This is a genomic window from Streptomyces glaucescens (assembly GCF_000761215.1).
Lineage (GTDB): Bacteria > Actinomycetota > Actinomycetes > Streptomycetales > Streptomycetaceae > Streptomyces > Streptomyces glaucescens_B.
This window is the reverse complement of the sequence record NZ_CP009439.1, coordinates 91,557-104,777: the sequence shown is the minus strand read 5'-3', so window position 1 is coordinate 104,777 and position 13,221 is coordinate 91,557. Positions and strand designations below refer to the sequence as shown.

9 protein-coding genes and 1 pseudogene are annotated in these 13,221 nt (G+C 67.1%); 7 read left to right on the top strand and 3 right to left on the bottom strand.

The features are described from left to right. Nucleotides 1–54 precede the first annotated feature (54 nt). Entirely contained in the window at nt 55–3,540 is a 3,486-nt protein-coding gene (locus SGLAU_RS32445; RefSeq protein ID WP_244315384.1) for a LamG-like jellyroll fold domain-containing protein, read from the bottom strand. Between the two features lie 701 nt (nt 3,541–4,241). Here SGLAU_RS32445 and SGLAU_RS32440 point away from each other — a divergent pair. Both SGLAU_RS32440 and SGLAU_RS32435 read left to right on the top strand, forming a co-directional pair. After that, nucleotides 4,242–4,997 carry a hypothetical protein gene (locus SGLAU_RS32440; RefSeq protein WP_043507532.1) on the top strand — a complete coding sequence of 252 codons (756 nt, stop codon included), beginning with the start codon at nt 4,242–4,244 and terminating at the stop codon, nt 4,995–4,997. Nucleotides 4,998–5,407: 410 nt separating this feature from the next. After that, on the top strand, nt 5,408–7,450 hold the full coding sequence (locus tag SGLAU_RS32435) for a TerD family protein (RefSeq protein WP_208869023.1): 2,043 nt from the start codon (nt 5,408–5,410) through the stop codon (nt 7,448–7,450). A 357-nt stretch (nt 7,451–7,807) separates the two neighbouring features. Here the strand turns inward: SGLAU_RS32435 and SGLAU_RS35445 are convergent, their stop codons facing one another. After that, the gene (locus tag SGLAU_RS35445; protein ID WP_159072847.1) at nt 7,808–8,134 is read right to left on the bottom strand and encodes a hypothetical protein; all 327 of its coding nucleotides are present in this window, start codon (nt 8,132–8,134) and stop codon (nt 7,808–7,810) included. A 178-nt stretch (nt 8,135–8,312) separates the two neighbouring features. Continuing rightward, complete coding sequence (locus tag SGLAU_RS32425; RefSeq protein WP_244315383.1) at nt 8,313–8,630, bottom strand: DUF6415 family natural product biosynthesis protein; 318 nt, start codon at nt 8,628–8,630, stop codon at nt 8,313–8,315. Nucleotides 8,631–8,927: 297 nt separating this feature from the next. Between SGLAU_RS32425 and SGLAU_RS32420 the strand changes: the two genes are divergently transcribed. The 5 genes and pseudogenes from SGLAU_RS32420 (at nt 8,928) to SGLAU_RS32405 (ending at nt 12,871) form a co-directional block, all read left to right on the top strand. Then, nucleotides 8,928–9,191, top strand: coding sequence for a hypothetical protein (locus SGLAU_RS32420; RefSeq protein ID WP_043507528.1), 264 nt, complete (start codon nt 8,928–8,930; stop codon nt 9,189–9,191). Further along, on the top strand, nt 9,160–9,690 hold the full coding sequence (locus tag SGLAU_RS32415; protein WP_043507526.1) for a DUF6879 family protein: 531 nt from the start codon (nt 9,160–9,162) through the stop codon (nt 9,688–9,690). Before SGLAU_RS32420 ends, SGLAU_RS32415 begins: the two co-directional genes overlap by 32 nt. Nucleotides 9,691–9,715: 25 nt before the next feature. After that, complete coding sequence (locus SGLAU_RS32410) at nt 9,716–10,570, top strand: helix-turn-helix domain-containing protein (RefSeq protein WP_043507525.1); 855 nt, start codon at nt 9,716–9,718, stop codon at nt 10,568–10,570. A gap of 646 nt (nt 10,571–11,216) precedes the next feature. Beyond that, nucleotides 11,217–11,544: pseudogene (locus SGLAU_RS36630) on the top strand (hypothetical protein); the annotation flags it as partial. Nucleotides 11,545–11,623: 79 nt separating this feature from the next. Then, on the top strand, nt 11,624–12,871 hold the full coding sequence (locus tag SGLAU_RS32405) for a DUF6236 family protein (RefSeq protein WP_043507524.1): 1,248 nt from the start codon (nt 11,624–11,626) through the stop codon (nt 12,869–12,871). Nucleotides 12,872–13,221 lie beyond the last annotated feature (350 nt).

Genomic DNA, 13,221 nt, shown 5'->3' with positions numbered 1-13,221 from the left:
CCGCGGGTGTCAGCGCCGCACTGCTGTGGAAGGGGTGCGGGTGGTCGGGATTGGTCAGTCGATGGGGACGGGCGGCTCGTCGACCTTGGACAGCTGGTCGATGTCCTGGTCGGACAGCACGCCGGCATAGACGCGCAGGTCGTCGAGGAGGCCGGGAAGCCCGTACCCCCACGTGCCGTTGTCGTGGCGACGGCCGTAGCCCATCATCAGCGGTCCCGTGGGCTGGAAGATCTTGTCAACCAGGACACCGTCCTCGACGCCCTGCCGCTCGCCGGTGATGTAGAGCTTGGCGGACTGGTTGGCCGAGTCGTAGACGCCGACGACATGGACCCAGCCTCCGGGCGGGTTCACCTCATCGGAAGCGAGAGTGGCGCCGGGCCCCCCGAGCACGTCCGTTTCGTAGGTGCCGAAGTTCCACGTGCCCACCGACTCCCCGATCGACTGCGCGTACCACAGGCGGAAGGAGTTGCGCTGGGCGCCGGGATGAGCGAACACCGTAGGCGCATGGGCGCGGGTGGTGTCTTCCAGGCGGCTCTGCTTCTCCAGGTTGACCCATCCGGCGACGGTGAAGCTGCCGGACTCGTCCACGGGGACGGTGGAGGTGAGGCGGCCGGCGGCCGGCTCGTCGAGTTCGACGACGTTGCCGTGCCCGTAGTCGTCAGTCGTGGTGAAGGTCGCGCCGGGGTGCAGGGTGAGCGTGTGGCCGCGGCCTGTCGCATCGGGAACCGTGGCCGTGCCGGAGGTGTCGTCCATCGTCCAGTGGGCGAGCAGTTCCGCCCGGGGCTCTCCGCTTACAGGGTCGGTCAGGTTTACCAGCGAGGCCAGTTCGTCGGGAAAGACAACCCGGTTGTATGCCTGAACCTGGTCCAGGTCGCCGTTGAAGTACGCGGCCGGGCCGGCCGTTCCCTTCATCCGGCCGATCTCGAAGGGGCCGTTCGCCGCCCATGGCGCGGTGTAGGGGACGGCGTCTTCAAGACGGCCGTTGACGTACAGGCGCATCTCCTGCTTCTGCCGGTCGTACACGGCCAGCAGGTGCGTCCAGGCACCAGCCACCGGCGACGTCGTCGACGTCGCCCGTACGATGCCGGCACCGGAGGACGCGTCCTGGTCATAGCGGTTGAAGATCCACTTGCCAGAGGAAGGCGAGTAATACAGAGCGAAGGCCCCGACATTGACGCCGTTCTGGTTCGCGATGGTGCTCATCACGTCGGTGCTCGAGAGCCTGGCCCAGGTGGAGACGGAAAAGCTGCCGGTGGTGTCCACGACTTTGCTGGCCGTGGCGGCGTAGCTGCTTCCCATGCCCTGCCAGGCGGCATTGTTGCGGCCCTTAGCTGTCCACGAGGCGGTGTTCAAGGTGAGCGGATGGGACGTGCCCTGGGCGTTGGCGGCGAGAGTGCCCGTGTTTTCGTCTAGTTGCCACGTCGCAGCTGGTCCCGTCGGTTTGGCCACGTTGAACAGGTAGTCCTTGGTTGTGCCCCGGTTACCGGCTGCGTCATAGGTCCAGACCCGCAGGGTATTCGTCAGGTGCTTGTCCGGGGTGATGGAAACCGTGTGGCTAGCCGTGTTGGCGCTGTAGACCTTGTCTTCTACCCTGAGGCCGTTCAGTTCGGTGATGTAGCGGCGCACGTCCGGGGCAGTGGTCGTGATCTTGAATTGGCCGGTCATCCCGACGCTGCCGTATTGCGTCGTGCCGCATGTCTCTCCCGTGCACTCCGGGTAGACGCCGTTCACCGACGTCACCGTGGGCTGCGGCGGCCCAAGACTGTCGATCTTGAAATAGCAGGAGGCAGACCAGGGCCCGTACAGGTACTGCGTGGCCCCGTCGTGAGTGACCTTGTACTGGGTACGGGCACGGAAGTGGTAGGTCTGCTGGTTGGCCAGGGTCGGCTGCCAGGTTCCGGCGGTGCCGCTGGCCGTCCATGTGGTGGGCCGGTAGGTCGTGGGAGTCGTGCTGCTGCCTGTGTACAGCTCGAACTCCGGACGCAGTACAGCCTGCGAACCGTCCGCAGAGGTCGGGGTGGCGGTGAATCTCGGGGTGGTGTCCCGGATGTAGGGCGCGGAGCTCGAGGCCGAGCAGGAGGTGCTCGGGTCGGCAATCTTCACATAGGACGGCGCGGTGTTCGGGACGCTGACGTACGTGATCGACAGCTTCGGCCGGCGTTCGGCTGTGATGCGGTCGTCCTTGGGCGACATGAACTGCTTCCACGCGATCGGGTCGCTCTCATCGGCGCGCAGGCCCAGCGTGGTTGTGGTGCTTTTGGCCTTGGCCGTGTAGGCCACGGCCGCGGTGGCGTCGAACTCCACCGAACCGTCCGGGCAGGTGGAGGAAAAGCCCTTGGCGGCGGACACGGTGTCAACGAGCGCCTGCCATGTCGGCGGGCTCGACCACGTGCGGGAGGAGCTGATGGCGGACGTGCGCCAGAGCTGGATGTCCTTCTTGGTGCAGTTGGCCGACCAGATTTCGTAGGCGGAGAAGTCGGCGTCGAGGATCTTCTTGCCGACCACCGTCCGGGTGTCGAACTGGAACAGCGAGCGGGACTTCTTGTTGTCCACGTAGGCGTCGTAGCCAACACCCAGCGCGTGGCTGGTGCCCCAGAACGAGGTAGTGGACAGGTTCGACCACAGTGACGTCCAGCCGGTCAGCTTGGCCGAGACCGTCGGCGGATCGATCACCACCGGGTAGGAGGTGGCCGGGTCGGTGAGGAACTGCTGGTCCGGCACTACAGTCAGCCGATCAGCGGTCAGGGTTGCGTCCGCCACCGTGGTTCGCGACTGTGCGTCCGGGGTGACGGCGTCGACCGGGTCGACATCCCCAGATGAGTCGGCCTCGTCCGCCGAGTCGGCCGTACCCATCATGGTGGTGGGACCGGCTTCCGTGGAGGAAGGGCCGGAGTCCCACATCAACGGTGACGCGCTCACGAAAGCGGGCCGTCCGCCGTCGTCGACCAGCGCCGTCACACCGTCGCTGGTGCGAACGTGCAGCCCGTCGGTACGGATCGGGTAGTCGATGCTGCCCAACGCGGCTGCGGCCTCCGGCGTGTGCACGACCAGATTCTGGGTGAATCCGTCGGGCAGCACTTGCACCACCAGGTCCACACCGGGGCGAACCTGCTTGTACACGGCGTGCGAGCCGTCGAGCTCCGGGGTCGGCAGCGGCCACGGTGAATAGACCTCATAGGCGCGGCCGTCCCGTTCGAACCTCACCAGCGGCTCTTCGCTGCCCCCGCCGGACAGGGCCACGTCGTGCGCAGCCCTCGGCGTCAGAGTGCCGTCGGCCCCTTGAACCAGCGTTGTATCCACCGGGGTCCACGCGCCGTCCTTGCGGACACGCTCCACGACCGCAGAGGACTCCGCAGTGAACGTCCCGTCCGGATTCGCGAAAACCTGATTGGTCTCCGTGGTCAGGCCCTGCACCACAACCCGCTGCCCGCTCTGCGCAGCCTTGCGGGACGCCTGCAGTTCCGCCGATTCAGCCGGAAGCCCGTCGTCCTCCCAGAACGAGCGGCCCTTGGCTTCATCGCTGGCCGGCGTTGACGACACACCAGCGTCCGTCTCCGCACTGCCGCCGCTGTCGGCCGCGCGCGCAGGGCTCCCATCTAGAAGGCCAGCGAACAAGGCCGCCGACAACGCAGCCCCGACTGCCCCCGAGACGGGCCGACGCCACCGGCGTCGCATCCGTCCAACTCTCATAACCCAATCCCCACTACCTGCGGAAACGTACAAGTCGCGGCAGATTAAGGATCACGTAAGGAAGCGATCAAGATGTAGAAACCCTGCCAAGCAGTTGCATTCCGTGACGAATCAATACGCAGCGTAGCTGTGACTAATCTCGCGAAAGCTTCATACAACCTTTGCAGAACTTTCGCTGCGCAATCCGGTGAACCCCTAGTGCGGGCCACGACCAGCGCCACTCACGTATGCACGCTTACCCGAGCGCCGTCGGCACATCACGTCAGGCTGCACCCTGCCCATGAACTCCCAGCGCTTCGCACGACCGTGCTCACGAGCTGACCCGATCTCCACTGGACGAGCCATCAGCAGGCCCTTGCAGCTGCAGGAATCGAGGACGCAAGGGGCGGCGGCAAACACCATGTCGGCCCACGTAAGCGCCCGGGACTCGATCTTGAGCGTGATACTGATCACGAAAAACTGAAGTACGGCCGCGAGACAACTAGGATCGCGCCGCTGCTTCGGCCTCTGCTGACTTGGAGAGGCAATCGAGGTTCCACTAGGGGGATTTCATGGGCAAACGTGCCGCCGCGGCTGTCATCGCTACACTCACGATCACGTGCCTGAGCGTGTCAACCGCCAACGCTGAGACTCGGCTCGGCGACGCTCAGATTCTGTCGGCGTCCGTCAACGGCGGCAAGGCCCTAGTCGTCGGTTCTGCCACCCAGACGTCGTTCTCAGCAACCGTTACTGCCAGCGACCCCAAAGGGATCGACTACATCGACGCCTGGCTGTACCGCGGCCCCAGCACCGCACCGACGGGCATCCTGGCAGCCGCACACAAGTACACGTGCACAGCCGTCGATGCTGGCACAACGACATGCACCTTCGGGTTCGTCATGGGCGAAGGCTGGCTCACGAACGCTGACGCCGGCAATTGGCGCCTCCAGGTCAACGCGACCGCGCTTGACGGCGACTATCACCACAAGGCAGCGGCTTCCCTCAACATCCGACGAGCCTCGAAGCTGACGGCCAACGCAGCCCCTGAGCCTGTAACCAAGGGGAAACCGATCACCATCACAGGCGCATTGAGCCGGGTCAACTGGCACGACTCCAAGTACTACCGCCACGCCAACCAGCCCGTGAGCCTTCAGTTCCGCACACCGAGCGGCACCTACAGCACCCTCAGAACAGTAACTGCCAGCTCCACCGGATACCTGAAGACCACCGTCACAGCCAGCCGCGACGGATACTGGCGCTACAGCTACGCCGGCAACACCGCCACCGCGGCAGTCAACGCACCCGGCGACTACGTCGACGTACGGTAGCCATCCACCATCGTCCACGGCACGCTGCTCCGCCACGCAGAGCACTCGGATCCGGCCAAGGGCCCGCACGGTCATCCGCCGGCAGCCGGTCCGGATACAAGTCGTTGATGCGCGTTGATCTCCAGGCGTTGAACGATCTCCGTAGCCGGCCGCTGTGTGACACTGGGGTCTCAGCGTGGTTGGACAGTGCGGCCCCCAAGCCCGGCCCCGGGGACGTCATGGCTGAGCCCCCGGGGCCCGTGGACGCCGGGCAGTCAGCCACGTACCGTTCTTCACGGAACCTCCACGACCGGGCTCGGTGCGTACTACAGTTTCCGCGCGCGGCTCGTCATTTTGTGCCGCGCAAGGGGATGGATGGGGCGGAATCTTCCGCAGCCCAAGGTGCGCCGCTGGGGGGCTTTGTGCAGGAAATGATCAAGGGTGCGAATGTGGCCCTGGCGGATCTGAGCGACAGTGTCGGTTCGGTGATCGTCAGTCTGGGCTGGGCCAGCCCTACCGGCGAGGGCGACGCGGATGTGTCGGTCCTACTGCTGGACTCAAGCGGCAAGGTGCGCAGCGACAGCGACTTCTACTTCTACAACCATTCGGTAGCCGCTGACGGAAGCGTGCAGGTTCTGGGGAAGACGCCGACGGCGGACGGCAGCGAGGACCGGATCAGCTTTGACCTGACTGCGGTACCGGCCGAGATCGACCGGATTGTCGTCGCTGCGAGCAGGTACGACAGGGCTCGCTTCGGTGAGCTGGAGGACGTGAGGATCACGCTGGCCGACGCGGTCGGCGAGAGTCTCCTGCGGTTCGCCGTCGATGACGCCGACTCCGTGACGGCGGTCATCTTCGGCGAGCTGTACAGGCGGGGAGAAGAGTGGAAGTTCCGTGCCGTCGGGCAGGGCTACGAAACCGGTCTCGCTGGGCTGGCGACGGACTTTGGCGTGGACATCGAGGACGACGCGGCCACGGACGCGGAAGCAGCGCTCGACGCCGCCGAAGGTGACGAGCGGGCGGACGCGACGGCTTTGGCGCCGGCCGAGGAACTGGCCCGGCAGGCGACGCTGGAGGCCATCCCCGCTCCTCGTCGGCCTGAGGGCGAGGCCGTCGAGCCGAAGAAGCCGACCGCTCGCCCTCGCACCGCGAAGAAGAAGGTCACCCTCCCCAAGACGGCCAAGAAAACCCTGGCGGAGAACGACTCCTGGAAGCAGGCCAGGCTTTTCCCGGTCTCGGTGCTCAAGAGCGACCGGGACCGTGAGATGCGTGCCACCTCGGTGCTGCTGGCAGTGATGGCGCAGGTGCCGGAGTTCAGCAGGAGGCTCACCGCCGGGTTCGGGGCTCCGGCGGGCCGCATGGAGACGTTCACGGAGGTCTCCCTGCCGCACGGTGACAGCCCGCGGCGCCCGGACGGGGTGATCCGCGTGGAGCGGGCCGGCAAGCTGTGGACCGCGCTGGTCGAGACGAAGACCAACGGCAACGCACTAAAGGCCGACCAGGTGCAGGCGTACATGGACATCGCCGCGCGCCGCGGTTACGAGGCCGTGATCACGCTGACGAACGATGTCGCGCTGGAGGGCAGTCCGCTCGTCGACGTCAAGATCGACAAGCGGCGCAAGCACAAGGTGGCCCTCTGGCATCTGTCCTGGGCTGAAGTCGCCTACCAGGCACAGATGCTGATCAGGCACGAGGGAGTGAGCAACGCGGCACACGCCTGGCTCCTGCAGGAACTGCTGCACTACCTGCAGCACGAGAACTCCGGCTGCCACGGCTTCCAGAACATGGGCCCCGCATGGGTCCCCGTGCGCAACGGGATCGACGACGAAACCCTCTGCCAGGGCGACGCACGGGCACTTGAGGTGGTCGAGAGTTGGGAGCGGCTCATCCGCCAGGTCTGCCTCCGGCTCGGCGGTGAACTCGGACAGAAGGTCCTGCCCGTTCAGCGCGCCAAACGCGGAACCGATCCCAGGGAACGCCGGAACCGGCTCGCCGACCAGCTCTGCCTCGACGGGCGGCTTCAGGCGGAGCTGCGCATCGACGGCACCCCCGGGGTCCTGGCCGTCAGCGCCGACCTGCGCACCGGCAAACTGCGCACCTCCATCGAAATCCCGACCCCCGAGCAGGGATACCCCCTGAGCTGGGCCAAGCGGCTCGTCCGGCGCCTGGCCGAGGCACCGGCGGACCTGCACATCGAAACCCTCGTCGACACCGAAACCGGAGGCCCGCGCGGGACACTGGAGCGGCTCCGCCCCGAACCGGCGGACCTGCTCCCCAAGGACAACGGCACCAAGATCACCGGTTTCCGCCTGTCCCTGCTCAAGAGCATGGGAAGCGGCCGCGGCAACGCCGAGTCCGGCTTCATCCGCAGCGTCGACGACGCCGTGCACCGCTTCTACACCACCGTCGTGGTCCACCTGGACACCCCGACAACACGCCGAGCACCGGCCAAGGAACGCACCACCACGGGATGACACCGGGCACAGACGGCAGCGACGCTGCCCCCGCCCAACGCGCGAGCGTCCCCTTGCACCAGGGCCGCACTCAGCCTGAGCTGCGCAAGGGGACGCTCACGTACCCCGGACGCCGTGCCGCCCGTTACTCCCCGATCATCCAGTCCATGCCGCACAGCTCGCAGCCGAACAGGCACATGCCGGCATCTGCCCGGAAACGGGCACCACCGTAGAGGAGTGGTCCCGACGAACGGGGCATGGAGCGCGCCGCGGCCATCAGCCTGACCAAGGCGCAAGAAAGGGCACCCGATCTGGTCAGTCTGTACAAGGCTGCGGGACCAGAGCTTGCAGGCACGGACTGGTACATGAAGCGGGTTGTCACATGAGCCGGGCTGTCGCCTCGGGAAGGAACAGGCCGCGGACTCGGTGCTCGTTCCACAGGCCGCTGTCGCCGTGCCGCTCGTAGTGAGCGCACAGGTGGCACCCGTCCGTGTGCGGCAGAGGGACGGCGTCGGGGTGCTTGGCGGCAATGTGCCGGGCCACGAGGATCTGTGCGAGGAATGCGCTGTCCGACTCGTCGTGCATCACGACGATCATCAGATCGTCCAGCCGGTCGCGGCAGGTGTCGCATGTGGTGAGGGGTGGCCGCAGGATGGGCCAGTGGAGGGGCTGGGGCAATGGCGGCCGGTTCGCGGTCTGCGTCATCGCCACCACCGCGCCCGGTGATGGTTGCGGATCTCCACGTTGCAGTTGGTGACCCGCGACCAATCACCGGCCGCCCGCGCCTGCTTGCGTTGCTTCACCAGGGCCTGGCAGACCCCGCAGTCTTCCAACGGCTCGGGTGGGTCCGGCAGGGGGAGGTCGAGGCGCGTCTCTTGGACGATCACGGCCGGGACTCGCCCAGGTTCTCGTAGTGGTCACAGAGAGCGGTGACCGAGCGGGCCAAGCGCTGGGCGTGTGCGATCCGCGCGGGCAGGGCGTGCCGGGGTTCCAGGCCGAGGCGGGTGCGTGCCTCACTGATGCCAGCGAGCGCGCATGCGCGGGGTAGGTCGCCCTCGGGTAAGCGGGCGGCTAGGGCCTCGACGAAAGGAATGGCGAGCATGACGTGCCCGCGCAGCTGGAGGACCAGCGTGTCCAGTGCCTCGTCGGAGGGCAGCTCGGCGTCCTCGGCGAGCAGGTGGCGCGCTGAGGTGCGCATCATCGTAACGTCCAGCGGCCAGAGGACCGCTGATCCCGACTCGGGTGCTGGGGTTGTAGCTTGCCGCATGTCGGCGCTCCTCGGGCGTCGTCCGCACCCCGGGAGGGTTCCACCGCCTCGCCGGGGTTTCTGCATCCCTGCCGACGCTAGGAGTGTGATGTGCAGCATGGCCAGCGATGTGCAGAACTGTGCGTGTATGCAGCCGTGCGGGACCGATGGCGGAACTGGCCCTCTTGACCGAAGCCCTCAGGCAGGTGACTGTGACGCACAGTCCTGCACATCTGATGGCCGGAGGTAGCTGTGCCCTTACAGTTCATCGGGATCGACCCGAATACCGGAGACGGCGAGAGCCCCACCGTGTGGGTCAACGAGGAGAAGAACGAACTCGTGCTTCAGGGCTGGAAGGCCGACGAGGAACTCGCAGCAGAATGCGCTTCTTTCGAGGTGCCCGGCCACGCCGTCGGCATCCCCGGCCACGAGGCCGTAGTGCGGATTCCCGCGAGGATGACGCAGATGATCAGGGAGGCGTGCGATGCCCTCGATGAGCGTGCCCACCTGGCCTGAGCTTCTCGGTTCCGCGACCCGCTCCGCTGTCCACCTGGAGATGCGCGATGCCTACGCGGTCGATTACGAGAGCGGGCCTTTCGCCGAGTGGCAGGCTGGTCACCGTCACGACCCGGCCGATCGGTCGTCGTGGTGGCGGCCGTGGCTGGACCTGATCCAGAAGACCGTCAGCCGCGGCGTCGTCGTGCGCCGTGCGCGGATCGTGTCCGAGCCGGTCAGCGAGTACACCCGCTTCCTGTACGACGGCACCTTCACCAACGTTGCCGCCGGCGAGCAGGTCCGGTGGCTGCCGCGCCGCCAAGCCTCGGACATCGCGCTGCCCGGTAACGACTTCTGGCTGATCGACGACCATCTGGTCCGGTGGAATCACTTCACTGGTGACGGCGCCTCAGCCGGAGGAGAGATCAGCGAGGACCCAGCGGTCGCAAGGCTGTGCGCCGAGGCGTTCGAAACGGTGTGGTCGCGAGCCACGCCGCACGCCCAGTACAAGATCACCTGACAGCACGCACCGGACAGGCCAGCTCATGCCTATCTCCCCTTCCTCCTCGGCGCAGGCCGCGCGCAAGGTAGTGGCCCAGCGGCTGCGCGGCATGCGCCGGAGGGCAGGGCTGACGGTGACCGAGTTGGCCGACCGGTGCGGCTGGCACCACGCCAAGACGTCCAGAATCGAGAACGCGCGCACGGCGCCCAACGCTACGGATATCCGCCTGTGGTGCAGAGCCTGCGACGCCCTGGACCAGGCTGACGACCTGATCTCCCAGTCGTTGCACGCCGAGTCCATGTATACCGAGTGGCGCACCGAGGTGCGCCACGGGCTCAAGGCCCTGCAGAGCAGCGAGCCCCGGCTGTTCCAGGACACCCGCCACTTCCGGGTCTACTCGTCATCGCTTGTGCCCGGACTACTACAGACCGAGGGCTACGCCACTGGGGTGCTGGGCATCAGCGCAGCGTTCCGGGACCTGCCCGTGGACGACAGCGCGGAGGCAGCGCGGGCCCGAGTCGACCGGTCCCTGATTGTCCATCGGCCGGGGCACACGTTCGTATTCTTGGTCGAAGAGGCGGCGCTTCGATACCAGGTCTGCGACGCTGACGCGATGGCAGCGCAGCTCGGCTATCTCCTCACGGCCGGCGCCCTGCCTCAGGTCTCCCTCGGTATCGTTCCCATGTCCGCGCCGCAGCGGCGGCAGTGGCCGCGCGAGACCTTCCACATGTACGACGACCGCCTGGTCTCGGTCGAGTTGGTCTCAGCGAGGGTGAGGATCACCCAGCCGTCGGAGATCAGCCTGTACGCCCGCGCGTTTGAGGAACTGCGCAGCATGGCCGTGTACGGAGCTGACGCCCGAGCGCTGATCGTGCAGGCCATCGAGGCACTGCACTGATCCCAGGCATGACCGCATGTGAGGCTGCCCGGCAAGCGCAGCGCAGGTGAGGTGCCCGTGTCCGCGGATGAGGACGGTAGCCTCCTCAATCGGTCGGCCTTCAGCGGGAAAGGCCGGCAAGGAGGCCATATCGAAGGTCGCGGAGGATTCCGAGGACCCGGTCTTCCGGGCCAAGGTCAGCACCCCGCCGGGGCCGAGCCGTTCGGCCAGGTAGTCGCGGGACATCGTCGCGGACCGCGTTGGCGTCCCACCGGGCGCCGTTGGGCAGACGCTGCAGACCCGCCGAATCGCGGTGGTCGGCCCATTCGGCCAGTTGCCAGTCGTTCTTGCGTTCGGCCGGTGCCAGCAGGCCACGCACGCAGCCCCGCATCCGCCGCCGCACATTTACCCAGACGAACCGTCCTGCCACCCGAGCGAACATCGATCCCAACTCGGCCTGCCAGAACTGTGGCCGCCCGCCTCGGCAATCCTGTAGTGCACCGGGCGCGCATCCCGCGCCGGCGTGCCTGACCTCCGGCCGACGTCGGAAGCACACCTGGGCCCCGCACTCTCACCCGGTGCAGGGTTCACGCGCCGCGCCAAGTGAAGCCGGAGGACTCGTGACGCGGCTGTTCCCCGGGGCGCCGACCGCCCGGCGGGTGCCGGCTTCGGTCAGGGCGATGTGGCGGAGCTGCACGAGAAGACGCTGGTCGCGGCGCTCTCGAGCTGCCGCGCCCGCAGGTGACCGAGCTGGGCCAGGTCGGGGACCTGTTTAGGGAGGTTGGCCTGGTGGCGAGCAAGTCGGCGGCACGACGCACGGTGAAGGAGGGCGGCGCCTGCGTGAACAGCGTGAGGGTGACGGCCGAGGTCACCGTGGTCGGGGCCGGGCCGGCAAGCTGCACGGGCGGTGGCTTGTGCGGCGCGGCAAGAACCTGGCGGCGAGCACGGCTGGCCGCCCTGCTGAGCAACGGTCCTTCTCCGCCCTTCAGTTGTGAAGCGCGTAATCGTTGCCTTGCCCATTACGGTGGCCCAAGTGCGGCGGCCGCACGGGCTGCCGCTGGGAAGGGGAATGCCGTGCTGCCACACATCGGGCTGTACTACCCGTACATCCATTTCCGGGACGAGAGCTGGCTGAAGACAGCTGCACTCTACTGGCGGGAGTTGGCGCGAGTCGTCCCCGAGGGCTACCGGCTGTCCGATTCCAGGACCGCTCGTGTCCTCGCCGAGGAGCTCGACTTCGTCAGGGACGTGGGTCCGACGACCACCGCGAGGCAAGTGGCGCCCATGTTTTTTGACCTGCTGGACCGTCACGCGGACGCGTTACGCGCCGCGGGATATGGCGTTTCGGAGTCTTGGGAGGAGAGAAACATCCACGCGGCGACGACGTCCTTTAACCCCACCTCTCCACGTTCGCTCATGCCCTTGTCTGGCAACAGCCGCTCCACGGGCCTGCGCCAAGCCGGGGCGGCGGCCTCCTACCGGGAGGAGTTCACCCCTGAACTTCGAGAGGCACTGTTGGCCACAGGTCTTGCCACAGACATCCGTCGCACTCCAGGCATCTGGGCGAGGCGATCACTCGCTGACGGGCGATGGGTCACCATGAACGCCGCACTGGCCTGGGTTTATAAGTGCGCGTTCGTCGAAGCGCTCGCAGCTCAAGGCCGGTATACGCCCACGACCGACCAGCCCGACGCCCATCTCGCGTCGGACGGCTGGGACGCCGACCGCATCGCCGAAGTCCTCCTCCGCGAACCCGCGCCGTCCCTCTCGCCGCTTCTGTCCGCCTCTTCCGCCGACATCGTGGGCCTGCTGGCCATCCGTATCGCCGTCCCGGCCGATCTCACGGACGTACCCGTCGAGAAGATCGTCACACTGCGCAAGAACCATCGCGACGAGTTCGCCGCGTTCACCAGCGCGGTGTCGGAGACGGTGGACCAGCTGCAGCAGGAACTGGCCGGGACGACGCTGCCCGAGGCGCGCGAACGCTATCTGCATATGGCGGTTGAGCAGCGTTTTGAAGCTCCCTTGCAAGCACTGAAGGCAGCCATGAAAGGGCAGGGAATCAGCACCGCCTATAGCGCCGTCAACGTGAAGTTTGAGATTCCTGCGCTGGCCGCTGCAGTCGGCGGAGCCGGTGCCCTCGCCGGCCACCCACTGCTCGGCGGCGCGGTGGGGGCGGCCTTGACCTTCGCGAACCTTCGCCACACGCATGTCCAGCAGACCAAGGCCTTGAAGGCGCAGAACCCGGCCGCGTACCTCCTGGCCATCCAGCGCGGCCTCACACCGACGTCCCTCCTCCGCCGGATCACCCGCTTCACATGACGCAGGAGGGGGCGTGACACCGTCCAGGGGCGCTTCATCCCTGAATTCACCAGGGAGGGCCGTCCCAGTACTGCTCGGCGGGTGTGGGGCCTGAAGTTTCCCCCATGGGGCCTACCGAGCGCGATGCAAAACCAGCCATCCGCTGGAGACCTGCCGGCCCGGGGTGATCGGGATCTTTTGATACGGCCGGGGCCGCTGCTCGGCCGGACGGTCCGAAGCGGTAGCGAGGTGCGGGCCGCGGTGGTTGGTGCGCGATCCTGACCTGACCAACGCTCCTGCCGCCCGCATGCGCTCTGGGGGGCCGTTGCGCGTAGGCCAGGCCAGTTGGCGCCGTGGGGGCTCTCCGGCTG